Source organism: Oribacterium sp. HCP3S3_B9 (assembly GCF_052064255.1).
Taxonomy (GTDB): Bacteria; Bacillota; Clostridia; order Lachnospirales; family Lachnospiraceae; genus Oribacterium.
This window is the reverse complement of record NZ_JBQHVY010000009.1, coordinates 11,355-35,152: the sequence shown is the minus strand read 5'-3', so window position 1 is coordinate 35,152 and position 23,798 is coordinate 11,355. Positions and strand designations below refer to the sequence as shown.

Annotated in this window: 21 protein-coding genes; 1 reads left to right on the top strand and 20 read right to left on the bottom strand. The window is 57.7% G+C overall.

Translation table 11 applies throughout. The features are described 5' to 3' along the window. Positions 1–331 precede the first annotated feature (331 nt). The 13 genes from ACTNC3_RS06240 to ACTNC3_RS06180 form a co-directional block, all read right to left on the bottom strand. Complete coding sequence (locus ACTNC3_RS06240; RefSeq protein WP_441226835.1) at positions 332–1,015, bottom strand: hypothetical protein; 684 nt, start codon at positions 1,013–1,015, stop codon at positions 332–334. A gap of 135 nt (positions 1,016–1,150) precedes the next feature. Continuing rightward, positions 1,151–1,441 carry a hypothetical protein gene (locus ACTNC3_RS06235; RefSeq protein WP_441226834.1) on the bottom strand — a complete coding sequence of 97 codons (291 nt, stop codon included), beginning with the start codon at positions 1,439–1,441 and terminating at the stop codon, positions 1,151–1,153. Between the two features lie 115 nt (positions 1,442–1,556). After that, positions 1,557–2,396, bottom strand: coding sequence for a Type 1 glutamine amidotransferase-like domain-containing protein (locus ACTNC3_RS06230; protein WP_441226833.1), 840 nt, complete (start codon positions 2,394–2,396; stop codon positions 1,557–1,559). Between the two features lie 158 nt (positions 2,397–2,554). After that, positions 2,555–3,244, bottom strand: coding sequence for a hypothetical protein (locus tag ACTNC3_RS06225; RefSeq protein WP_441226832.1), 690 nt, complete (start codon positions 3,242–3,244; stop codon positions 2,555–2,557). A 182-nt stretch (positions 3,245–3,426) separates the two neighbouring features. Further along, positions 3,427–5,001 (bottom strand): AAA family ATPase, encoded by a 1,575-nt coding sequence (locus ACTNC3_RS06220; RefSeq protein ID WP_441226831.1) that lies wholly within the window; start codon positions 4,999–5,001, stop codon positions 3,427–3,429. 306 nt (positions 5,002–5,307) lie between these two features. Further along, complete coding sequence (locus ACTNC3_RS06215) at positions 5,308–6,096, bottom strand: precorrin-8X methylmutase (RefSeq protein ID WP_441226830.1); 789 nt, start codon at positions 6,094–6,096, stop codon at positions 5,308–5,310. Positions 6,097–6,191: 95 nt separating this feature from the next. Continuing rightward, entirely contained in the window at positions 6,192–6,794 is a 603-nt protein-coding gene (locus ACTNC3_RS06210; protein ID WP_410043538.1) for a cob(I)yrinic acid a,c-diamide adenosyltransferase, read from the bottom strand. 117 nt (positions 6,795–6,911) lie between these two features. After that, positions 6,912–8,576, bottom strand: a complete 1,665-nt coding sequence (locus tag ACTNC3_RS06205; RefSeq protein ID WP_441226829.1) for a cobyric acid synthase — start codon at positions 8,574–8,576, stop codon at positions 6,912–6,914. Between the two features lie 71 nt (positions 8,577–8,647). Further along, positions 8,648–10,111, bottom strand: a complete 1,464-nt coding sequence (locus ACTNC3_RS06200; RefSeq protein ID WP_441226828.1) for a pyridoxal phosphate-dependent aminotransferase — start codon at positions 10,109–10,111, stop codon at positions 8,648–8,650. A gap of 107 nt (positions 10,112–10,218) precedes the next feature. Beyond that, entirely contained in the window at positions 10,219–11,214 is a 996-nt protein-coding gene (gene cbiB, locus ACTNC3_RS06195; protein WP_441226827.1) for an adenosylcobinamide-phosphate synthase CbiB, read from the bottom strand. Between the two features lie 223 nt (positions 11,215–11,437). Continuing rightward, positions 11,438–11,863, bottom strand: a complete 426-nt coding sequence (locus ACTNC3_RS06190; protein WP_410043534.1) for an alpha/beta hydrolase-fold protein — start codon at positions 11,861–11,863, stop codon at positions 11,438–11,440. 32 nt (positions 11,864–11,895) lie between these two features. Further along, positions 11,896–12,681: a LytTR family transcriptional regulator DNA-binding domain-containing protein gene (locus tag ACTNC3_RS06185; RefSeq protein ID WP_441226826.1), complete on the bottom strand. Its 786-nt coding sequence runs from the start codon at positions 12,679–12,681 to the stop codon at positions 11,896–11,898. Positions 12,682–12,749: 68 nt separating this feature from the next. Then, positions 12,750–12,905: a hypothetical protein gene (locus ACTNC3_RS06180; protein WP_441226825.1), complete on the bottom strand. Its 156-nt coding sequence runs from the start codon at positions 12,903–12,905 to the stop codon at positions 12,750–12,752. Positions 12,906–13,199: 294 nt separating this feature from the next. Between ACTNC3_RS06180 and ACTNC3_RS06175 the strand changes: the two genes are divergently transcribed. Next, on the top strand, positions 13,200–13,688 hold the full coding sequence (locus ACTNC3_RS06175; RefSeq protein ID WP_441226824.1) for a DUF1836 domain-containing protein: 489 nt from the start codon (positions 13,200–13,202) through the stop codon (positions 13,686–13,688). A gap of 134 nt (positions 13,689–13,822) precedes the next feature. On the opposite strand, the gene ACTNC3_RS06170 is transcribed toward ACTNC3_RS06175, so the two are convergent. The 7 genes from ACTNC3_RS06170 to glgP all read right to left on the bottom strand — a co-directional run bounded on the left by ACTNC3_RS06170 (position 13,823) and on the right by glgP (position 23,738). After that, positions 13,823–14,866 carry an SPFH domain-containing protein gene (locus ACTNC3_RS06170; RefSeq protein ID WP_410043530.1) on the bottom strand — a complete coding sequence of 348 codons (1,044 nt, stop codon included), beginning with the start codon at positions 14,864–14,866 and terminating at the stop codon, positions 13,823–13,825. Positions 14,867–15,113: 247 nt separating this feature from the next. Beyond that, positions 15,114–16,262, bottom strand: coding sequence for a LacI family DNA-binding transcriptional regulator (locus ACTNC3_RS06165; RefSeq protein ID WP_441226823.1), 1,149 nt, complete (start codon positions 16,260–16,262; stop codon positions 15,114–15,116). 6 nt (positions 16,263–16,268) lie between these two features. Then, complete coding sequence (locus ACTNC3_RS06160; protein WP_410043528.1) at positions 16,269–17,813, bottom strand: 4-alpha-glucanotransferase; 1,545 nt, start codon at positions 17,811–17,813, stop codon at positions 16,269–16,271. Positions 17,814–17,951: 138 nt separating this feature from the next. Then, the gene (locus ACTNC3_RS06155) at positions 17,952–18,785 is read right to left on the bottom strand and encodes a carbohydrate ABC transporter permease (protein WP_410043527.1); all 834 of its coding nucleotides are present in this window, start codon (positions 18,783–18,785) and stop codon (positions 17,952–17,954) included. A gap of 1 nt (position 18,786) precedes the next feature. Beyond that, the gene (locus ACTNC3_RS06150; protein WP_410043526.1) at positions 18,787–19,629 is read right to left on the bottom strand and encodes a carbohydrate ABC transporter permease; all 843 of its coding nucleotides are present in this window, start codon (positions 19,627–19,629) and stop codon (positions 18,787–18,789) included. 91 nt (positions 19,630–19,720) lie between these two features. Next, a complete protein-coding gene (locus tag ACTNC3_RS06145) occupies positions 19,721–21,112 on the bottom strand; it encodes an ABC transporter substrate-binding protein (protein ID WP_410043525.1) in 1,392 nt (463 codons plus the stop codon). A gap of 364 nt (positions 21,113–21,476) precedes the next feature. After that, complete coding sequence (gene glgP, locus ACTNC3_RS06140) at positions 21,477–23,738, bottom strand: glycogen/starch/alpha-glucan family phosphorylase (RefSeq protein WP_441226822.1); 2,262 nt, start codon at positions 23,736–23,738, stop codon at positions 21,477–21,479. Positions 23,739–23,798 lie beyond the last annotated feature (60 nt).

Below are 23,798 nucleotides of genomic sequence, written 5' to 3'. Positions count from 1 at the left end.
GGGAGCGAGAACGGACTGATGGAAAATCCCTTTTCCAGCCATTCATCATAGATATTATATTATCTATAATTGACGTTTTTCACTATTTATATACAAAATATTATCTGCTATCATTCTACAATCAATTTGTCCGAAATGCAATCTGCCGAACGCTGTACCTGTTACCTGGTTCTCATACGCAGTAACTGTTCAGACCGGGGGCCAGTAACCATACGCATAGGCGCTGAGGCGCACAAAAAAAGCTGCCCCACCAACGTGAGACAGCCTCTGTATACAGCCAATGCTGGATCATGATCCCATCTTCCGAATCATGCTTGTCCTGATCATCTGATCAGTCGTCAGAATCCTTACCATCTTCTTCGTCTGAATCCTCAACTGTTTCAGAATCCTCGAAATCATCCTCTGCGTCGTCGAAGTCTTCATCCTCTAACGGTTCGGCATCCGCGTCATCGAACTCGTCATCCTCGAAGTCCTCGTCCTCATCCTCCGGATCATTGAAGATCGACTCGTAGTAGCCGGCGGTTTCGAAGCCGTCGTCTTCGTGCTCCGCGAGGAACCAGTCCATGAGCTCCGCCATCTCGTCGTGGCGGCCGTCGAAGCGGTCACGTACGTAGAAGAGCGATAGAAGGTCTCCGCTTAGCTCCATGCCTGGAATCTTGTTATGGAAGGTCTCGAGCAGGGTCCAGAGCGGCACCATATCGTCATACTGGATGTCCATCAGCAGCACATCCATCTTATCCGGGTTGTAGTAGCAGTAAATCGTATCGCCGACACTGTCCTCGCCGAACAGATCCATGAACGCCTGGCGGATCGCCTTCGCACTCATATCGTCTGCGTCGTTCAGGTACTGACGCGGATCCTCGATCGTCACCTGGTAGTGATCGAATTCCTCGTTCTTCAGCTCGAGAAACTCCAGCGTATCCGCCAGCGCCGTCTCGACCGTCACGTTGTTCTGCTCTGCGTAGGAATGCAGAATATTCATATACTCATCCGGGAATTCCAGTTTTACACTCATTTTCACACCTCTACTTTATGGGGTCTGACCCCATAAACTTCAATTTTAGATTTTGTTTATAAAAATTTAATGGGGTCAGACCCCCTTACGAAATTCTTAAGGCAGTCCGAAGGAACCATGCCCCATGACCGCCCGTCAATTCATGTTCCGAAGCTCCGCGAGGAACATATCGTAGTAGTCGTCCTGTCCATCCAGCTTCGGCGAGTTCTCACCGCCACCGTTCGTGGAGCGTTTGATCGCCGCATAAAACTCCTCGCCGTAGGTGAGGATGTCCATCTCATAGAGCGGATACCCCTCCCGCTGCGCAATCGCGCAGAAAGCCGCCAGCGGATTCTTCTCCTCCGCCGTCGCGAGCAGCTCCACCCGGAACCCCGCATCTCTCTTCGCCTTCTGTCGAAGCGCATCCAGCGCTGTCTCTACATCCATTCGACTTATCTCCTCCACTTTATGGGGTCTGACCCCATAAACTTCAACTTTAGAATTTGTGTTTAAAAATTTAATGGGGTCAGACCCCCTCGGTCTAGGGTCAGCCCCCCTCGGTCTAGTCACTTTCCATGATCCGTCGTGTCACCACCGCGCCGATCAGTGCGCCGAGCGCCAGTATCGCCGCCCCCAGAAGCAGCGTCTTCGGGATGTGCCTCTTCACCGGAATCTCGAACTCGCCGCCGGTCTTACTGATCATGCCGATCTCGCCGTCGGAGATCAGATAGGCCTCGCCATAGAGCACTTCCTTCTTCGTCTTCGTGTCCTTCCGGATATACGCGCCATCCGTGAGGCAGTAGAAGGACTCGCCCATGCTGTCCGGGAAGGTGATGTCCTGGAACAGGCGCTTGCCGTCCAGCACCGCGTCGATCGTCTGATTATAGTGCGGGATGACCTTCGTCTTCGTGAGGCCCAGGCCCTCGAGGAAGCGCTGATAATGCGGGTTCACCGCCTCGCCTTCCTCCTCCGGCTGCGCATAGACCACCTCCGCACAGTTCATCGTGCCGGCACTGATGCCGATAACGATGCCCCGGAAGTGCTGCAGGTGCTCACGAAGCCCGATCTGGTGAAACCAGGCGTTCTCCGTCGGCACATGCCCACCCGCGAGGATCACGACATCGAAGCGGTCGAGGATCTCCACCGTCTTCGGCTCCCGTCGATCCAGCACGTCGATCGAATCCATGGACAGCCCCGAGCGGTTGAAGCACTCGAGATAGGTCTTCGCCATGGCACTGTTAAACTTCGTATCATCCGGCTCGGAGGCGACCAGCACACACTTGCTGTGCGGCTTCCAGTCCTCCTTCAGCCGATCCACGAAATGATTTTTATTACTGAGCAGCTCTGGCCGCCCCGTCGCCCGGTTGATTCCACCCGGCGTTGATGTCATATATAAAATCATGCACTCTCCTCCACTTTATGGGGTCTGACCCCTTTACGTCACATGGCGCCATCTCCGCCCGGCAGACAGCTGTTTCCCGAGCGCAGACAGGGGTCAGACCCCCTTACGAAATTCTTAAGGTCGGGGCTTCCGCCCGCCGAAGCCGGCACTGGCCGGATTTACTTTCGGATACGTCTATTATAAACCATCTGGACGAGGCGCGCGATGAGAACATTGCCGCCAATGATCGCGAAGATCCAGAACACGGTCATATACACCGGCTGCTCGTAGACGTGCAGGAACGGGTACGGGCCGACGTAAAGCTTCGCAATGTTCAGGATCAGCACCGGAATCGCGTACACGATCGTCGCCGCCACCGCGCAGAGCGGTGCCCACGTCGGGAGCTTCTGCCGCGGCTCGGTCTCGAGGCAGAGGAAGCTGTAGAGCGACAGGAGCGGCGCACCGACGTGGTTGATGAGGTGCGTGCCGTCGAGCAGCATCTCGCGGTAGCCGTCCGTCGGGCCGAGCACGAAGATCACGACGAGGAAGGTCACGAGCAGACAGCAGCTCGTCACGTAGCGAAGCACCAGGAGCAGCGTCGGAATCGTCACCTTCTCTTCCCCGCCCTTCCGGTAATTCCGCATCAGAAAGGTCGAGACGAAGCCGCTCGTCTGGCCCTTGAAGATGATCGGCAGCATCACGAGCGTAAACAGCGCACTCACGATAAGGCAGAGCAGGTTCGAATCCTCGGTGTAGTAGATCAGCATGCCGAGGCCGTCCTTCGCGTAGGCGTAGTTCGTGTCGATCATCTCGAGCACCACCAGCACGATATGTAAAAACAGTGCAGTTCTCAGTTTCTTATTATCCATAATCCTCTTTCCTTATAATCGTTCAGTGAAGGGGTCCGGAGTACCGGCAGCGGATGCACCATACTCCGAGCCCGGCTTGCTTTCACACGGTCTCTCCGTATGGCATCCGCGCCGATACCCCAAACCCCAGTCTAAACTGTAATTTCTGTTTCCAGTCAAATCTTCCGCTGCCGGAACATACATCAGAACAGCAGCATCCGTGTCGTATGCGCGTCGAAGGTCACGGCCTTCACGCCGGTCGTTTCAATCTGGTAGAGGGCGTTTGCGGCGAGGTGCTCAGCGGCCTGCTCGAGGTCGCGGCAGCCCGTGTCGTCCCGGTACTTCTCGAGGATCACGTCGATCGCGCGGTCCTCCACCACACACTCCTCCGGGCGCATGCCCATGCGCTTCAGCACCTTCGGCAGCGAGAAACGCTGAAAGATCGTTCGCTTCTCCTCCGGGGTGTAGTCCGGGATGTCGATCACCGCGAAGCGGCTCATAAGCGGTGCACTGATGCGGTTCTTATCGTTCGCCGTCGCGACCGGGTAGACGCCCGAGGTCGGGATACGGCACTCGATATAGTTGTCGGTATAGCCGATATTGTCGAGCAGCGTCAGCAGCGCATCCGCCGGATTGCCGTTAATGCTGTTGTGGTCGGCCTTGTCGAGCTCGTTGATGATGAAAACCGTGTTGCTCGCGCCGCTCTGGGCGAATGCCTCCATGATGCGCCCAGGCTTCGCGTTTGCGTAGACGCGTGGGCTGCCCGTCAGCGCCTCCGAGTCGTGGATCGCACTCATGTCGAGGCTCGTCCACGGAAGCCGCAGGATACGCGCCACCGCGTAAGCGAGCTGCGATTTACCGATGCCCGCCGGCCCCGCCAGCAGCAGACCGTAGGCCGGCAGCGTGTGCGTACGGTTGATCTGAATGATGGTCTCCATGATGCGCTGTTTCACGCGTTCGAGACCATACAGCTCCTCGTCGAGGATTGCCCGCGCCTTCACTGGATCGATCGACTCGAAGTAGTCGCCCTTCCACTGGATGTTCAGCACCATCTGAAGCGCCCGCTCTGCATGCCGCCGCTCCTCCGGGCTGATCGTGCTCGACCGGATCGTCGCGACGTTCCGCTCCGCCCAGGCCCGCATATTCTCCGGCAGGGTCTGCCCCGCACAGGCGAGGTAATTCAGCATGGAATTCAGATCCGAAATCGGGGTCGCGCCCGGATTCTTTCCCTCGCGCTCCTCCGCATCGAACGCCGCCTCCGCGTCACTCTTCTCCTCCGGCGCGCGGCTCTCGAGGAGTCGCCGGATCACGAGCTGCAGGAACTCGTCCCGCTCGGTCTGAATTCGCTCACCATCCGCTGCCATCGCCCGGATGCGATACACCGCGTAGCCCTCCTCCGTATGCGCGCCCGACAGCCGGAGCGACACATGATTCTCCCCGAGCCAGTGCTCGAGCGCCACGAATCGCTGGTCAATGCTGGCGATCGGAACGCTCAGGTCGCGTCCATCCTTGTCCCGGCCGCTGACATTCGCCTCGGTCTTCCCGTCGGTCCAGGCAAATGCAGTTCCGCGCACCGGGTTCAGGAATACGCCGAGCGCGTGATGCGGAAGCTTCTGCTCCGGGTCCGCGAGCGTAAGAATCGGATGTGCCGCGTCTGCCCGGTCATTCGTGCAGCGACGCAGTGTCCAGCCCGCCACGGTCTCGATCCCTGCTGCGGCCTCCGCCTGCGCCTTCGCCTCATCCTCCAATTGATTAAAATCAAACATCCGATCTGCCATGCTGTCTCTCCTTTACAAGTGCAGTTTCTTCAATAAATATTTTTCCAGGTAAACCTTCAGGTATGGGGATCCCGGACGGGCGGCACCGATGGCACAGTACTCCGAGACCGGTGAACTCTAAGCCGGGGACCCTAAGCGGCACTAGGCCCTCTGCAATCACTGAGTTTTCTTTATGAAAACTCAGCGTTGCAGAGGGTGCTAAGGAAAATAGTACCAAGTGCCGCTAAGGGGACCCGGCTTGACTTCACACGGTCTCTACGTATGGCCATCGGTGCCGCCCGTCCGGGTCCCCGCTACCTGAACTTTTCATCTCTTCACGTCGTCGATGCCATACAACAGCGCGTTTACGATGCAGGCGGCGATGTTCGAGCCGCCCTTCCGTCCGCGGGCGACGATCCACGGGATGTCGCCGATCGGCGCGGTCTCCTCCGCGAGGCTCAGAATCAGCTCCTTCGCCTCGACGACATTGACGAAGCCCACGGGCACGCCGATGATGCCGGCAGGACGCAGCCCGCGGTCATGAATCAGGCGGTAGAGCTCGATGAGCGCCGTCGGTGCGTTGCCGATCGCGAAGATCAGCGGGCGGTCCTTGATCCGCGCCGCATACTCCATGCTGACGACCGCGCGTGTCACGCCGCGCGCCCGCGCCTCCGCCGCCACATCCGGGTCACTCATGAAGCAGCGCGTCTCCGCGCCCAGCGCCGCGAGCGCCTTCTTACTGATGCCCGCGCGTGCCATCTCCGTGTCAGTGACGACGATCGCCCCCGCGTCGCGCACCCAAGCTTCCGTCGATGCATCTGCATGCGAGCTGCCGCTCGCCCCTGCGTCGTGCGACCGTCCTCCCGCGGATGCGTCTGCGCTCGCCGAGCCCGCAATCCCCGCGCGGAGCGACGTGCGCATGCGGTCGACAGCATTGGCCGAAAATACGAGATTTTCGGCGTAGTCGAAGTCCGCAGAGGTATGAATGCAGCGCTTGACGATCGGTGCCTCCACCGCATCGAGACGGATGTGACGACGGTCCAGCTCCTGCTGAATCAGCGCCATCGAATGACGCTCGATATCCTTCGGTTCGATATGTTCCAGTTTGATTTCCACGATGTTCTCCTGCTGCCGGGGCGTGCCCGGGCTTTCCGCTGATTCTCGCCATGCTGCTGAAGCCCCGCTCCGATCCTGTTCGGAGTCCGATGTCCTCACTTCTCCACGCCGACCCTCGCCGTGATGCCGTCGTCGTACGGGTGCTTTTCCTTCTCCATATTTGTAACGTAATCCGCCATTGAGAGAAGGGTGATGTCGGGGTTTCGTCCGGTCAGGATGACCTCCATGTTCTGCGGCAGGCGGAACAGAAAGTGGATCAGCATGTCGCGGTCGAGCAGTCCCTTGTTGACGACATCGAGGATCTCATCAAAGATGAACAGCCCCGCGATTTCCGGCTTCTCCGGCTCCTGCTTCACCACGCCGATCTTCTCCTTCCGCGCACGGGCGGCTTCTGCGCGCCGCGGCTCCGTCTTCTGCAGGATCTCCATCGTGTGCACCGCGCGCCGGAACAGGGTGTCCGAATCCGCACGGGTCGCCGCCTTGTCCTCCTCCGTCATACGGAAGGTGAAGCCATAGCAGTGCTCCGGAAGCAGCACGAACACGCCCGGGATCTTCTCCAGTGTACTGATCTCGCCGGACAGCCCGTCCTTCAGAAACTGACAGAATACCACGGGCACACTGTGACCTGCTGCCCGCACTGCGGCGCCGATCGCCGCCGTCGTCTTCCCTTTTCCATCACCGTGGTAGATTTCAATCATGATTCCACCGAGCTCCCTTCGTGCTCACCCATCTGCTGCTTCCAGCATGTGCCGCCGGTCGACGCACCAGATGCGCGCTACGGTCGTGCTGTCCTGCTCGCCGCGGACCGTCGCTTCTCAGACCTGCTCACCCTCGAGGATTTCGTAGATACGCGCCATGTCGAGCGACGCCCGAAGCGCCGCGCTCAGCTTCGCAAACTGCGCTTCCTTGAATGCTTCATAGTTTACGACCTCCCGGTCCCCGGGGTCAATGCCTTTTCGTCGACACAGTCGCTCCACGAAGGCGTTCCGGAGTCCATCACGGTCGAAGAAGCCATGCAGGTAGGTACCGAAGACATTGCCCGCCTGTGCATAGAGGCAGCTGTCCGCCGGGTGGCTGGTCGTGACCGCACCGGATGCCGGACCCGCCGGCACCATGGCCTCGTCACGCCAGCGCGTCGAATCATCCGGCGCATTGCCTCGCGGCACCGCATCGGTCGTATGGTGATCCGGGATCGTACGCCCCATGTGGATCTCGTAGCCGTCGACGCGCTGGCCGTTCAGCGCCGCAAACTCACCCGTGAGGCCCTCAAGCACGAGGCGCGTCTGCGTCCGGGTCTTCTCCGCCTCAAATTCCGTGCGGAGCGGCAGGAGCCCGAGGCCCCGCGTACGGGCCCCCACCGGTCCTTCCACGCCCTCGACATCGACGACCTCGGTGCCGAGCATCTGGAAGCCGCCGCAGATGCCGAGAATCAGCGTGCCGCGCGCCTGCTTCTGCAGGATCTTCGCCTCGAGACCGGTGCTCCGCAGCCAGTCGAGGTCACGGATCGTGCTCTTCGTGCCCGGCAGGATCAGCACATCCGGCTCCCCGAGCTCTCGCACGCTCGACACATAGCGGACCGAGACGCCCGGCTCCGTCGCGAGCGCCGTGAAATCCGTGAAATTACTGATGCGCGGCAGACGGATTACCGCGATGTCAAGGCCGCCTTCCGCCTGTCGCTGCTCGAGCGCCGTCGAGAGCGAATCCTCGTCCTCCAGCGCGACATCGAGATAAGGCACCACGCCGAGCACTGCCTTGCCGGTCCGCGCCTCGAGGATGTCGAGCCCCGGATCGAGGATCGTCTTGTCGCCGCGGAACTTGTTGATGATGAGTCCCCGGATGCGTGCCCGCTCCTCCGGCTCCAGCAGCTCGAGCGTCCCGAGCAGCTGCGCAAATACACCGCCGCGGTCGATGTCGCCGACCAGCAGCACCGGCGCATCCGCGATCGCCGCCATCCCCATATTGACGAGGTCGTCCTCCCGGAGATTCACCTCCGCCGGACTCCCCGCGCCCTCGATCACGATGATGTCATACTCCGACGCGAGTGATTCGTAGGCGGCGCGCACGACCGGCAGCAGCGCCCACTTGTTGCGATAGTACTCACGGGCCGTCATATTGCCCTGCGCCACCCCGCGCACGATCACCTGCGAGCCGACATCGGTGGTCGGCTTCAGCAGAACTGGATTCATCCTCGCGTTTGGGGCAATGCCGGCGGCCTCTGCCTGGACGACCTGCGCGCGACCCATCTCGAGCCCTTCATCTGTGATGAAGCTGTTAAGCGCCATGTTCTGCGCCTTAAACGGAGCCACCCTGTAGCCATCCTCATGGAAGATGCGGCAGAGCCCCGCCACCAGCAGACTCTTCCCCGCGTTCGACATCGTGCCCTGCACCATGATCGCACGCGCGCGGTGGGCGGGTACGCCGGACTCCGGTACTTTACCTGGTTTTAACCCAGCTTCTATTTTCATTTCGTCTACGTGCATACCGCGCCTCTTTTCTCCTCCTGCTTTCATGTGCCTTTCTCATCATCCGGGCTCATGGACAGATACACATTCTATAACGCTCGCCATCTCTGAATCAGCTCCAGATTCTCCTCGTGCGTCCGCACGCAGATCCGGTAGTAGCGTGCATCCAGGCCCTCGTAGTTCCCGCAGGCACGAATCAGTACACCTCGATCCAGCAGCAGCGCCTTTAAATCCACGCTGTGCGACGTAAACACAGTCCTGTTCTCACTTACGCAAGGATCGCTTTCCGACTTCAATTCCGGCTTGCGCACACGTCCATCCGGGCAGTCCGGCTGTGTAAGCGCAGTCCGGAACAGGATGAAGTTCGCATCCGATACCGGCACATAGACCTTCTCCACATAGGGAAGCGTCGGGAGCGTCTGCACCAGGAAGGCCCGTTCTGCGCGGATCAGTGCCCGTGTCTTCTCCACAAATTCTGTTTCCTCGAGGGCCGCCACGCCGGCGAGCTGCGCCGGAAGGTTGATCTCCCACGGTGTCATCGTCGCCCGCACCGCGTCCGTCAGCGCCTGCGTCGCCGTCAGCATGTAGCCGAGACGCAGCCCCGGCATACCGTAGATCTTCGTGAAGGCACGCAGGATCACGAGATGCTCGAACGCACGAAGCGACGGCACCATGCTGCATTCCAGCTCGTTCGGACGCAGTGCATGCTCCACATTAGAAAAATGCGTCGCTGCTGCATGCGGGCTGTCGTCGAAGGAAATAGGCTTCGGCATCTGGGCCTCACGCTCCCCTGCTTCCTGCCCACCGCTCGAATGCGTGCTGTCGTCGGAGCGAAGAAACGGCAGGAAGCACTCATCCACGAGGAGCCAGCTGTGGTGCGCTTCACAGACCGCCGCGATGCGCTGCAGCACCTCCGCGCGGATGACATTGCCATCCGGATTGTTCGGATTACAGAGGAAGACCGCGGAGCCGGACGGAGCCCTCTCGATCGCCTGGATAAAGGCTGCCTCTACCGCCGGTGTGAACGAAAAGTCGTCCGCTTCCGACAGATAGACCGGGACGACCTGCGCCCCCACGCGCTCCGCGGCGACACTGTACTCCGCGAAGGCCGGCGCCGCGACGACGACCTGCTGCGGACGAAGTACCTGCATCAGACGATAGATCAGATCCGCGGCACCATTACCGAAGCTGATCCACTCCGGCGCGACCGCGCATGCTTCATGTGTTTCGATTCCCCCTAGCACCGGCCCAGTCCCTGCTGCGCAGGTCGACGCGCCAGCAGCCATATCGTCTGTCCGCATCCCGGCGGATGGAACACCGATGTCCGCATTGGCCCCGGCAGACGAAACGACCACCGCAAACTTCCGGTTCAGAAACGAAACGACGGCGTCGCGGAGCTTCTCCACCTTCCAGTCCGGATAGGCGGTGCTCTGGTCGACGCCGTGCTTCGCCGCCTGGCACGCCCGTGGAGGCATGCCCAGCGGATTGATATTTACAGAATAATCGAGATCAACTGCGCGGCGATACACATCGCCGCCATGTACATAGTTCATAAACCTTACTTTCTTTGTCGTCGACGGAGAGTCCAGCCCTTTAAGCAACTGGAGGCAGGCCGCTGCGAAGTCCGAAGCATCCTTCCCTGCATAGCTGGTCCGTGTGTTCAGATCCAGCCGCTATACAGCATGACGGTCCGCATGATCATGATGCCGACGAAGTAGATCATGAACACGCTAAGGTACATGATGCGATTCGCTGTTTCGATATCCTCTGGTGTGATTTCGCGCTTGCTGTCACCGATCGCCGGCTTGTGAACGAGCTTTCCGAAGTAGTATGCGTCTCCGAGGAGCTCGACGCCGAGCGCGCCGGCCATGGCAGCTTCCGTCTGCCCGGAGTTCGGGCTCGTGGATTTCCGCGCGTCGCGACGCCAGATACGGAACGCGCCCTTCCAGTCGAGGCCCAGGAACATGGCCGCGATGCACATGAACAGTGCGCTGATGCGCGCCGGGATGAAGTTGCAGATATCATCGAGGCGAGCCGCCGCGGTGCCGAAGTACTTATACTGGTCGTTCTTGTAGCCGATCATGGAGTCCATGGTGTTGACGGTCTTATAGAACCAGCCACCGGCCACACCGAACACCATCATGAACAGGAGCGGTGCGACCACCCCGTCGGAGGCATTCTCCGCGACCGTCTCGACCGTCGCCTTCGTGACACCGGTCATATTGAGACGCTTCGTGTCACGACCCACGATCATCGAGACCGCTTCGCGCGCATCCTTGATATTTTTACGCTTGAGGGCCTCATAGACCTTCATGGATTCCCGCTTCAGCTGCTTCATCGCGAGCATCTGGTAGGCGAGGAAGGCGTCGATCGCCCAGGTCAGGGTCTCGCCGAACATCGTCGCGATGTTGTGAATGATGAGCGGGATAACCGTGAAGATCACGAGCATCAGCACGACGAGAATCGCACCCGCGAACTGCTTCTTCCCACGGCCCGCCTCCGGATCCTCCGAGATATGGAGGCTCCGGCGCAGGAACTTCTCCAGCCACTCGATGCCGCGGCCCATCGCCATCACCGGATGGAACCAGTTGTGCGGATCCCCGAAGACCAGATCGACGATCAGCGCCATAATCAGAATCATGATTCGCTCGTACATGCTACACTCTCCCAAATACAGAAATTGGAACTATTTTACCATAAACAAAAGCAGAACGGAACACGCATGGTGCGGCATGTACCATGCACGTCCCGTTCATCATCTTGGTTCAATGTTGCATCCCACTGCTTCATCCGATACCTTCTGCTTCGTCGCTCACATTACATCCCGTATTTTTCCTGCATCATTCCAGTTATTTCGAGCCTCGGACTTCCTGACGCAATTACGCTTCCAGTATCGCTTTGATACCTTTTGCGCTTCGCATCGCCGCGTCCCGGAAGTGATTTCCGGGGTTCAGCTCCCAGCGTACATCCACGCCGAGCTCCTGATAGTGCTGAAGAATCGCCTCCGTATTTTCCTGCACGGTCTTCAGCACCGCATGCTTCGTCTTCGCCTCGGCATCCCCTAACGACATGTAGAGCTTCTCCGGTTTCCGTATCGGCTCATGTCGAAGCACGTATTCCCGGAACTTCGGAAACCACAGGGAGCCGGACATGCTGGCCACCCGCGCGAAACAGTCGCAGCGGTACATCGCATAGAGTGCGAACAGTCCGGCCAGCGAGTACCCTGCGATGCCGACGTACGGCGCGCTTCCCCGGATCTTTTCTCTGGCTGCCGGCACGATGTCCGACGCCAATGTCAAAAACAATCGGTAATGCTGAATTACAAAAAAATTCCCCGTCAGCTTCTGGCCATCTGTGTCAGGTACAGAAGCATTGCCCGATCAGCCGGGGACGGTGTATTACCGAAACGGATTCTGCTGACATCGAAGAGGATGCAGCCGCAGTGTCCGGGGAAGGTCGGGAAGCTGATGATTTTCAGGTAGGTGTCGATTTCCGGGGAATAATCGAGGATTTCCAGGGTCTCGCCATAGAGGGCGGAGCGCTCATAGGCGCGCAGCCACTTGGCGTCCATGTTAGGGAAGAGGCTGCCGAAGGAGGCACCGATCATGGTGTCGAGCGGCAGCTTCTCGAGCTCGGCCAGCGCGGGATTTCCGTAACGGAAGATCCAGTCCACGGCGTTGTTCTTCTCGTCGAAAACCATCTCGATGTCCGTGAACGCGAAGGGAAGGGTGTCAAAGACACGATAATGCTCCCGGAAATCCGTCTGTCCGGCCTCTGGAAGCACCTGCAGCAGGCGCTTCCTCCGCTCCCGGAGTTCTGACTGCAGCCAGGTCTTTTTACTGGCGACATAGTTAAGCTTTTCGCCGTTGTTCAGATTGACCGTATCCGTCACATCATGGATGGCGCGGACAGAAACCAGGGTACTCCGGTGGATCTTCACGAACTCCACGCCGAGCCGTGTCTCCAGCTGCGCCATGGTCACACGAGCCTCCTTGAGCTTCCCACCTGCCAGGTGAAACTCTGCGTAGTTTCGCCTCATCATAATATAGAGTATGAGCGCCGGATCCAGCTGACTGCCGTCCGAAAATGTAAGCATCTGCGCACCTCTCTGATCACCGTTCATAACACTGCCTCCTCTTTTTCTCTGATTTTACAGTATTAAAAAGAGGGACGCAATCCACCATTTTCTTCTCACGCCTCAAATCCGACCATCACCGAGCCCGGCTCTGCATAGTAGCAGCACAGTGCCCGCTCGCCCACGATGATATGCACCGGCACACTCGCAAACTCCACATCCTTCATCTCTAACAGATTTGCGGACGAATCCGCCACAATTCTCATCTTCATCGCTTTGTTCTCTAAATCATCGGTTTTCCGAAATCTTTTATCATGTTGTATAGTAGCCATTCCGCATCGTTTTGTCAAGCTATAGTAAAACTCTATTGCAGTTTTTTAAAACCCGATGTAAAATACTGATTATTGATTCGCCAGAAGCGGCACGACTTCCGTCTGCTCGTTCACAGGCAGACGCTTTGTATACACGAAACGGAGAAGCATTGGACCAGGCCGCACGATCGCGCTATTCATACACCGGGCACGAAGCGACTTGAAACACGCACATATTTAATGGGGGAAGAACAAATGAATTTACCAGCCAGAGATTTCCGGATGCCACGCTACGATGAGCTCCCGAATGTGGGACTCTACCTCGAGCAGACCGTCAAGTATATCAACGAATGCCTCTCACCGCTGAACATCCCGGTCACCTCCTCGATGATCAGCAACTACGTAAAGAAAGGCTACATCGACCGACCACTGAAGAAGCAGTACTACGCCGACCAGATCGCCTACGCGATCTTCCTCGTCCTCGTGAAGCAGGTCCTCGCGATGGACCACATCGCCTCGCTCATCGACATGCAGAAGAAAAGCTACCCGCTTCCGATCGCCTACAACTACTTCTGCATGGAGCTCGAGAAGAAGCTGATCATCCTCTTCGAGGACCGCGACGAAAGCCCGCTCCACACCGACGGCGTCTCCTTCGAAAAGAAGGTCCTCTACCGCGTCACCTCCGCCGTCGCCCAGGTCATCTACCTGAACGACCTCTTCCTGGCGTCCGACACCGCACCTTAAGAATTTCGTAATGGGGTCTGACCCCATAAACTTCGACTTTAGATTTTGTTTAGAAAAATTTAATGGGGTCATACCCCATTTTCTGCAACGAAAAAGGGAATCCCTTCTGGTTACGAAAGGGATTCCCTCTTCTTTTACTGGTCCACGCCCAGCTTTCCGTAGCTGGACTGCACCTCATGTGCGATCTGGTGGCCGGTTGCTGCCGCACCCACCGTCGTCGCACTGGATTCTTCATTGATGCACGGATCGACCGGTGCCTTCGGTGCTGCCGGCGCACTGTGATCGACCGGCGTCGCATCCCCGATGCCGAGGCTCTCACCGACGACGCCCAGCGTCGAAACGGCCTGGGTTATGTCGGACGGCATAAAGATCTTCGTCGCACGGCCGTTGGAAACCTCCTTCAGTGCATCGAGGCCCTTCAGCTTCAGCACACCCTCACTGACCTGCGCACGGTTCAGACGCTCGATACCACGCGCCTCCGCCTCATAGACGAGGTCGATACTCTTCGCCTTACCTTCCGCCAGGGCGATCTGTGCATCTCGCTCCGCCTGCGCGGCGATGACCTTCGCCTGCTGGTCACCCTTCGCTCTGGTGACGACCGCTTCCTGATGCGCCTGTGCCTCGAGCACGGTCTGACGGCGCTCACGCTCTGCACGCATCTGCTTCGTCATGACCTCCTCGATCTCCTTCGGCGGCTGAATGTTCTTAATTTCGACTCTCGTGACCTTGATGCCCCACGGGTCCGTCGCCACATCCAGTGTCGTCTGCATGCGTGCATTGATCTGATCACGGCTCGTCAGGGTCTGATCGAGCTCCATGTCACCGATGATCGCACGCAGCGTCGTCGCCGACAGATTCTGAAGACCCGACAGCGGATTCTCTACGCCATACACAAAAAGCTTCGGATCCTGCACCTTCATGAACACCACCGAATCGATGGTCATGGTGACATTATCCTTCGTGATCACCGGCTGCGGCGGGAAATCCAGCACCTGCTCCTTCAGGCTCACCTTCTTGATGACCCGCTGCACGATCGGAATCTTAAAGTGAAGACCCGCACCCCAGGTGCCGCTGTACTGCCCCAGCATCTCCGTCACATACGCATGTCCCTGCGGCACGATGCAGATCATCCGCATCAGCACCACGATGACTAAAAGCAACAATACAAGTACAAACATATACGTTACGCTCCTTTACTGCACTTAAAATAGTATCTGTCCACTATTATACAGAATTTCGAAGCCAATTATGTGGTATTTCGTAATTTTCAGATATAGTTCCTGTAAATTAAGAATTTCGTAAACGGTAACCGTTCAGGTAGTGGGGAAACCCGGAGTACTGTGCCTCCGTTGCCGCCCCTCCGGGGTTCCCTGCCTGAACAGTAGCAAAAAAACGAGGGCGTTTCCGCCCTCGTCCATTTCTTCCTCAGCAGCTCTCCCGGATCTTCAGTTCTCCAGGGAAGATCTGCTGGAATCTTGCCTTCTTTTCTTTCGGCTTCAATGCCCCGCCGTCCGACGTTTCTGCGCTTCCGTCGCTCACCTTGCCCCCAGCATCCTGCCGTTCCGCAGTAGTGCTGCCAGCCAGCTTCGCGGCGACTTCCTTCTCGCGCTCTTCGAGGAGCCCGAGGAGGGCGTGCATCGAGGCTTCGGCCATCTCATCCACCGGCTGCTGCAGTGTCGAGAGTGCCGGCGTCAGATAGTGTCCGATCTCGAGGCCGTCGAAGCCGATGACCGCAACATCCTCCGGTACGCGTATGCCCTGATCGCGAAGCGCCCGGAGACAGCCGATCGCGATGGAGTCCGCAATGGCGAAGATCGCGTCGAACTTCGTGCCCGACTGGACCAGGTCCACCGTCCGCTGATATCCATTCTCATAGGTATAGGTCTTCTGAATCGAGATCGGTCGACAGATCAGTGCCGGATCCAGCTCGATGCCATGCTTCTCGAGCGAATGCAGGTAGCCCTCGAGACGGAGCATACCGTTACTGATATCGGATTCCGCATCGCTGAGAAGTGCGATCCGCTTCCGTCCCTGCTCGATCAGGTAATCCGTCACCTTTTCAGCTTCCGCCCGGTCATCGATCGCCACATAGGAGTACTCTGCGAAGGCCTTTCGATCCGGAACGGCCACCGAGCAGAACACGAACGGAACCGTCAGACGCTTCAGGCGCTCCACCGACTGTACCGGATTTCCACCGAGGAAGATGATGCCGTTCAGACGCTTCTCCTTCTCGAGCAGCGCCGCGAGCTCGGTCTCATCCTGCTCCTCCTCGACATGCTCGAGCACCAGGGCGTAATCATGATCCGAGCACTCCTTCTCAAACACCTTGATCATGCTCGTGAAGAAGGGGTTCGTGATGCCCTTCACGAGGACCGCGATGTTTCGTGCGTCATTCAGCTTCAGATTCCGTGCCGAGTTGTTCGGCACGTAACCATACTGATCGATGATCTCCTGTACCCGGCGCTTCGTCTCCGGACTGATGTCATAGTGGTTATTGATCGCTCGCGACACGGTCGACACACTGATGCCCGACAGTTTGGCAATTTCCTTGATTGTCAGTTTCTTCGCTGCCATAGCTTTCTACTTTCTGATACGCTGACTCTCCTCCGTCATTCGCCGGATCTTCTCCGCGCATTCCTTTGAAAAATCTTTCTCTGTAAAACGGAAGGTCCAGTTCTGTCCGAGCGTCGACGGCGTGTTGATGCGCGCCTCTGCCCCGAGAGCGAGGTAATCCTGCATCGGGATGATAGCGGTCTCCGGCTTCGCAGCCAGCGTCATCTCGATCAGCGCGTCGGTGTAGTCCGACTGAAGGAAGTCCCTCGTCACGCTGCTGTCCTCGGCGAGCTCCGCCTCGGAACGCGGGCGCACGTTCACTTCCTCTCCCTTCCCCTGCTTCCACGCAGTATAATATCGAATCGCAAAATCACGGTCAACCGGAGAGATCTCACGCACCCACGCAGCCAGCGTCTGATTGTCGTGTGTACCCGTATAGCAGACCGCATTGGCCGGCCAGGTGCACGGACGGTAGTCTCCGCTCTCGCGCGAGTCGAAGCCGAACTCCAGCAGCTTCATCCCAGGATAGCCGGTGTCCTCGACGAGCTTCCGCACCGTGTCGGTCACATAGCCGAGGTCCTCTGCGATGATCCGCTTCTCTCCGAGCGCCTCCTTCAGCGCATTGAAGAGGCCAATGCCGGGGCCCTTTTCCCAGTGACCACCCGTCGCATCGCTCGCACCCGCCGGGATCGCGTAGTACTCGTCGAAGCCGCGGAAGTGATCGACACGCACCACGTCGAAGAGATCGAAGCAGCGGCGCATCCGGGCGATCCACCAGTGATAGCCCGTCTTCTTATGATAGTCCCAGTCATAAACCGGATTACCCCAGAGCTGGCCAGTCGCCGAAAAGCTGTCTGGCGGACAGCCCGCGATCTGCTTCGGCTGTCCCTCCTCATCAAGCTGGAAGAGCTCCGGATGCTCCGTGAAATCCACAGAATCACTCGATACGTAGATCGGGATATCACCGATGATGGCGATGCCCTTTTCATTTGCGTAGGCCCGCAGGCGCTTCCACTGCTTGTCAAACTGATACTGCGTGAAGCGGTAGAAATCCTCCGGGTAGTCCGTCTTCGCAGCCATGAACTGCGCGTAGGCCGGCAGCCAGTGCACCGTATGCTGGATAAACTGACGATACGCTTCCTTCTCCTCCGCCTCGGGCGCAACATTGCCCTCCCCGCTTGTCCGCTCCTCGAAACGTTCGAACGCCTTCAGGAGCAGCGGGAAGCGACCGAGATACAGCTTTTCATAGCTGATCCGCGAAGCATCCGCGCCGAAATCCACCGCCTCGCACTCCTCGCGCGTCAGCAGCTCCTCATCGATCAGCGTCTCGAGATCGATGAAATACGGATTGCCCGCGAAGGTCGAGAAGCTCTGATACGGCGAGTCGCCATAGCCCGTCGGCCCGATCGGAAGCACCTGCCAGTAGGTCTGCCCGCTCGCCGCGAGGAAATCCACGAAGCCGTAGGCCTCCTTTCCGAGTGTTCCGATGCCATACGAGCCGGGAAGTGCGAACACCGGCATCAGAATACCTGCTGCACGGCCCCAGATCTGCTCCCTTACTTCCTTTTCCATACGTCTCCCCTTTTCTCTCTGGTAAAATCTATCTGCATCTGTTTTCGTCCAATGCCTCCGACGGAGCGCACTTCTCCTTCCGGAGAGGGGCTCCACCGTTCATGCATTCCATTACCGCGCCACAGATGCACGGCATGATCAACCCTTGACAGCACCCGCTACGACACCCTCGATGATGTACTTCTGGCAGCATGCATAGAAGATGATGATCGGAATGATCGACAGCACCAGGACTCCCATCATAGCGCCCATATCGACGGAGCCATAGCCGCCCTTCAGGTACTGTACAGCGATCGGGATGGTCTTCCACTTCTTGAGGTCGAGGACGAGGGACGGAAGCAGGTAGTCGTTCCATACCCACATGGTCTCGAGGATCGCGACCGTGATGCAGGTCGGCTTCATGATCGGCATCACCACATAGAAGAAGGTCTGAAGCGGTGTGCAGCCGTCGATCATCGCGGCCTCCTCGATCGCGAGCGGCAGGGACTTGACGAAGCCCGTAAACATGAAGACCGCGAGGCCGGCACCGAAGCCGAGGTAGATAAATACGAGGCCGAGCGGATTGGACAGCTTCAGCATGTTCGCGATCTTACTGAGCGGGAACATAACCATCTGGAACGGCACGATCATCGAGAAGAGGCAGAGGAAGTACATGCCAGCCGTGAACTTCGAATGCACACGCGTGATGTACCATGCGCACATCGAGGTGCAGAGGACGATGACGGCAACCGCAAGCACCGTCACGAAGAGGGACACAAACGCTGCCTGGATGAGGCCGGTCTTCTGGATACCAGAGATGTAGTTGTCGAAGCCGACGAAGGACTTCGCGTTCGGAAGTGCGAACGGCTTCTTCGAGATATACGCCTTCTTCTTGAAGGAGTTCAACAGCACCAGCAGGATCGGATATACGTAAAATACAGAAAGGATACTGAAGAATACCGTTAAAAAGGTACTTAATTTCTTGTTCTTCATATTACTGCTCGACCTCCTTCCGACGGGACAGATAATTCTGGGTCAGTGCCACTGCGCCGACGATGATGAAGAAAATGACGGCTTTCGCCTGGCCGACACCCTCCCAGCCGTTTCGACCATAGAAGGTGGTATAGATGTTCATGGCGAGCATCTCGGATTTCTGAGACGGCTCACCGTTTGTGAGCGCCAAGTTCTGATCGAAGAGCTTGAAGCCGTTCGTCAGTGTCAGGAAGGTGCAGACAGTGATGGATGGCATCAGCATCGGCAGGATCACGTAGCGGAGCTCCTGCCACTTGTTCGCGCCATCGATACGGGCAGCCTCGAGGAGGTCACTCGGGATATTCTGGATACCGGCGATGTAGATGATCATCATGTAGCCGACCTGCTGCCAGAGCATCAGGATGACAAGGCCCCAAAAGCCGTAGGTCGCGCTGTAGGTCAGGGTACGCATCCAGATCGCGAGGATACCATTGAGAAGCAGGCTCCAGATGTAACCGAGGACGATACCGCCGATCAGGTTCGGCATGAAGAAAATCGTACGGAATAAGTAATTGCCCTTGATTTTCGCGGTCAGCGCCATCGCTACGGCGAAGGCGAGGAAGTTGATGAGGATGACCGTCACGATCGTGAACAGTGTGGTGTACCACAGAGAGTGCACGAAGGTCGCGTCGCCGAAGACCTTTGCGTAGTTGATAAAACCGACGAATTTCGCATCGGTGATGGTTGTGAACTTACAGAACGACAGCCAGATGCCGACGAGAAACGGTGCGATGAAGCCGACCGTGAAGGCCGCCAGCGTCGGCAGCACGAAGATCGGCATATAACGTTTGATCGCTTTTTCCATGTTGAACCCCTTTTCTAAAAAAATCTCCGGCAGATCAATCTGCCGGAGACCACAGCTACGAATCTTACCGGATCAGCTGTTTCGTTTTAAATTATGAATTTGCGTTCTTGTACTCCGTTGCCCAGTTGTCGACGAATGCGGTCTTTACTGCATCCCAGTCGCCGGTACCCTGTGCATACTCAAGCATTGCAGAACCAAGTACGTTCTTCCACTGCTCACTCGGCATCGTGGTAAAGTTCCATGATACAGGGGTCTTATCCTTGTTGAACTCATTCGCTGCAACAACGAGTGGGTTTGCCGGAAGGTAATCAGCGAAGGTAGAGAACGGAGTGACGAAGCCCATCTCCTTGGAAAGGGACTCACGACCTGCGTCAGACTCTACAACCCACTTCAGGAAATCGAGGGTTGCCTGCTTATCTGCATCGCTTGCCTTATCGTTTACGCACCAGAAGTTCTCGGAACCTGTGCAGGTACCCTGGCTTGCATCGTCTACACCGAAGTAGATCGGAAGGATGCCGAGATCCTCGTCTGCAACCTCGTTGCCCTTGATGTCGTTGTATGCCCATGTACCATTCTGATAGAATGCAGCCTCGCCGAGTGCGAACTCAGAAGCGGCATCATCACCGGTCTTACCAGAGAGAAGTGAAGGCTCTGTGGTGGAATCTGTGATGTAAAGATCAAATACGTTCTTGAAGTTGTCGAGGTAGGTTCCCTTGATGGCATCGGTGGAGCCGATGTTGTCATCCTTGTACTCGTAGTAGATCGGCAGGTTTGCGAGGTGGGTCTTGAAACGCCAGTCAGAGGAGGAATCGAAGCCTGCGGATGTGAATGCGCCCTCGATACCGAGCTCATCCTTCTTCGCCTGCATATCGTCTGCGACTTCCTTCAGCTTATCGAAGCTGTTCAGCTCAGAGATATCGCTGATCTTCGCACCATCGAGTGCGATGTAGTCATTGAGGATCTTCTTATTATAGATGATGCCGTAGGTCTCGATAACGTAGGCGATACCCTTTACGACGCCGTCTCTGTTCTTCAGAGCGTAATCCTCACTCTCGAGATCCTTGAATACATCGGTATCCTTGAGATCCATGCAGTAGTCATCCCATGTTGCGAGACCGACCGGACCGTTGACCTGGAAAAGGGTCGGAGCCTCAGACTTCGCCATCTCGGACTTCAGTGTCTGCTCGTAGGTTCCGGACGCTGCGGTCTGTACATGAACCTCTACACCTGTCTCATCGGTATACTTCTTTGCGAGGTCTACCCACTGATCTGCCTGCTCCGGCTTGAAGTTGAGGTAGTAAACCTTACCACCGCTTGCTGTCTGCTCTGCTGGTGCGGCTGCCTCGGTTGCTGCCTCGGTCTTCGCTGCCTCCGTCGCAGCTGCCGTCGTGCTCGCGGTGTTCGAACCACCACAACCTGCCAGCGCTGTCACTGCCATCGCAGCGGTCAGACCCAGTGCTGTGAAACGTCTCATCTTCTTCATAACATATCCTCTCTGCCCTTCGGGCAAGCTCGAAGCCGCGCCCATCGCTGCCTCGATTATGATGTGTGTCACCTGAGCTCTTCCGCACGTTCTGCCCTGAAGCATTTTGTGCAGATTGACCAGGCGATTCGCTCTCGCGTTCTCCGGTATGTTTCCGTTAACGTTACCGGTAACGTTTCCGATAACATATATTTAACACTTTTCACCAAATAGTGCAATACTTTTTAAAAATAAATATTATATTTTTTATTCAAAATGGCAGGGGCCCCGAAAGGTCCCTGCCATTTTGAATTATGCCCGACCGTTGCACCCGTTCCACAGCTATGCAGCGGCGGTGCCTGGGAATCGTATATCGCCCCTCACATCACTTTCCGAGCTGCCAGATGTCACGATCGTACTCCGCGATCGTCCGATCCGAGGAGAACAGGCCGGCCTTCGCGATGTTCACGAGGCACTTGCGGCGCCAGCCCTGCGGATCGCAGGCGTAGTCGCTGAGCGCCTGGTTCTTGCGCACGATGTAAGCATTGAAATCCGGAAGCGTCTGGAACCAGTCCTTATGGATGAGCTCGTCGTGCAGACGGCAGAGGTTCTCTGCATGGCCGGCCGCCAGCATCTCCGGGCCGGTCAGGAAATCGATCGCCCGGCGGAGGTTCGGATCGCCCTCATACCACTGCTCTGCGATGTAGTCCCCTGCAGCGTAGCGGTGGATGACCTGATCGGAGGTCTGGCCGAAGATGTAGACATTGTCCTCGCCCACCTGCTGCGCGATCTCGACGTTCGCGCCGTCCATCGTCCCGAGCGTGAGCGCGCCGTTCAGCATGAACTTCATATTGCCGGTGCCGGAGGCCTCCTTCGACGCGAGACTGATCTGCTCCGAGAGATCACAGGCCGGAATCAGTTTCTCCGCCGCGGTCACGTTGTAGTTCTCGATGAAGACGAGCTGCAGCCACTTCGACACGACCGGATCTGCCGCGATCACCTTCGACAGCACGAGCAGCGCATGGATGATGTCCTTCGCGATGATGTAGGCCGGCGCCGCCTTCGCGCCGAAGATGCTGACGAGCGGGGTCGCCGGCAGATGCCCCGCCTTGATCTCGTGGTACTGGTGGATGAGGTAGAGCAGGTTCAGCTGCTGCCGCTTGTACTCGTGGAGACGCTTCGACTGGATGTCGAACATCGCGTCCGTGTTCACCGTCACGCCCTGGGTCCGGTGGAGCCAGTCGGCCAATGCTTCCTTATTTTCTGTCTTCACTTCGCGGAGCTCCTCGAGCACCGCTGCGTCATCTGCGAAGTGAAGCAGCTTCTCGAGCTCGGACGCATCCTTGCGGAAGCCCGTACCGATGTGCTTCTCCAGCACCGCGGTGAGGCGCGGATCGCACTCCAGCAGCCAGCGGCGGAAGGTGATGCCGTTTGTCTTATTATTAAACTTCTCCGGGTAGAGCTCGTAGAAGTTATGGAGCTCGGTGTTCTTCAGGATCTCCGTATGCAGCGTTGCGACACCGTTCGTGGAATGCGTGAAATGGATGTCCATATGCGCCATGTGGACGACATCGTCCGCGTCGATGATCGCGAGCGACGCATCCTCCGAGCGGGTCCGTGCCAGCGCATCCAGCTTCTCGATGATCGGCATCAGCTGCGGAACGACCGCGTCGAGGTACGCGCGCGGCCACTTCTCGAGGGCCTCTGCGAGGATCGTGTGGTTCGTATAGGCGCAGGTCTTCGTAACGATCTCCACGGCCTCCTCGAAGTCGATGCCATGCTCGCCGAGCAGGCGGATGAGCTCCGGGATGACCATGCTAGGGTGCGTGTCGTTGATCTGAATCGCCGCGTAGTCCGCGAGATCATGGTAGTCACAGCCACGGGCCACACACTCTGCGAGGATCAGCTGCGCGCCGGCGGACACCATCAGATACTGCTGGTAGATACGGAGACGACGACCCGCCTCGTCGGAATCGTCCGGATAGAGGAACAGCGTCAGGTTCTTATCGATAGCGGTCTTATCGAAGGCGATGCCGTCATGGACGATCCCCTCGTCGATGGTATCGAGGTCGAAGAGGTTCAGTGTGTTCGTGCGGCCCTCGTAGCCGGTCACGGCGAGCTTATAGAGACGCGCGGTATAGGACTTCCCCGCGAGCTCCACCGGGTAGGTCACGTCGGTTTTCTCCGCCCAGCTGTGCGCAGTCAGCCATGGGTCCGGCTTTTCGTTCTGGATATCGTTCTCGAAGGACTGGTGGAACAGGCCGAAATGGTACCGGAGGCCAATGCCGTCACCCGGCAGGTTCAGTGTCGCAAGCGAATCCAGGAAGCAGGCGGCGAGACGGCCGAGACCGCCGTTGCCGAGGGAAGGCTCCGGCTCGACCTCCTCGATGTCGGACAGCTTCTTCCCTGCGGCTGCCAGCGCGTCACGTACCTCATCATACAGCCCGAGGTTGATGAGGTTATTTGACAGGAGCTTTCCGATCAGGAACTCCGCACTGATATAGTAGAGCTTCCGGCCATGCACCGGCTTTACACGCTCCGCACTCTTCGCCCGCACCAGCTCCAGCAGCGCGAGATACAGCTCCTGATCGCTGCAGTCCTTCAGTGACTTACCACTCAGCTTCTCTAACGTCTCTGTAATATTCATAAGATCCTCCTTTAAGCGGATGTCTGATTCTCTATCTATATCAAGATATATCACATAAAA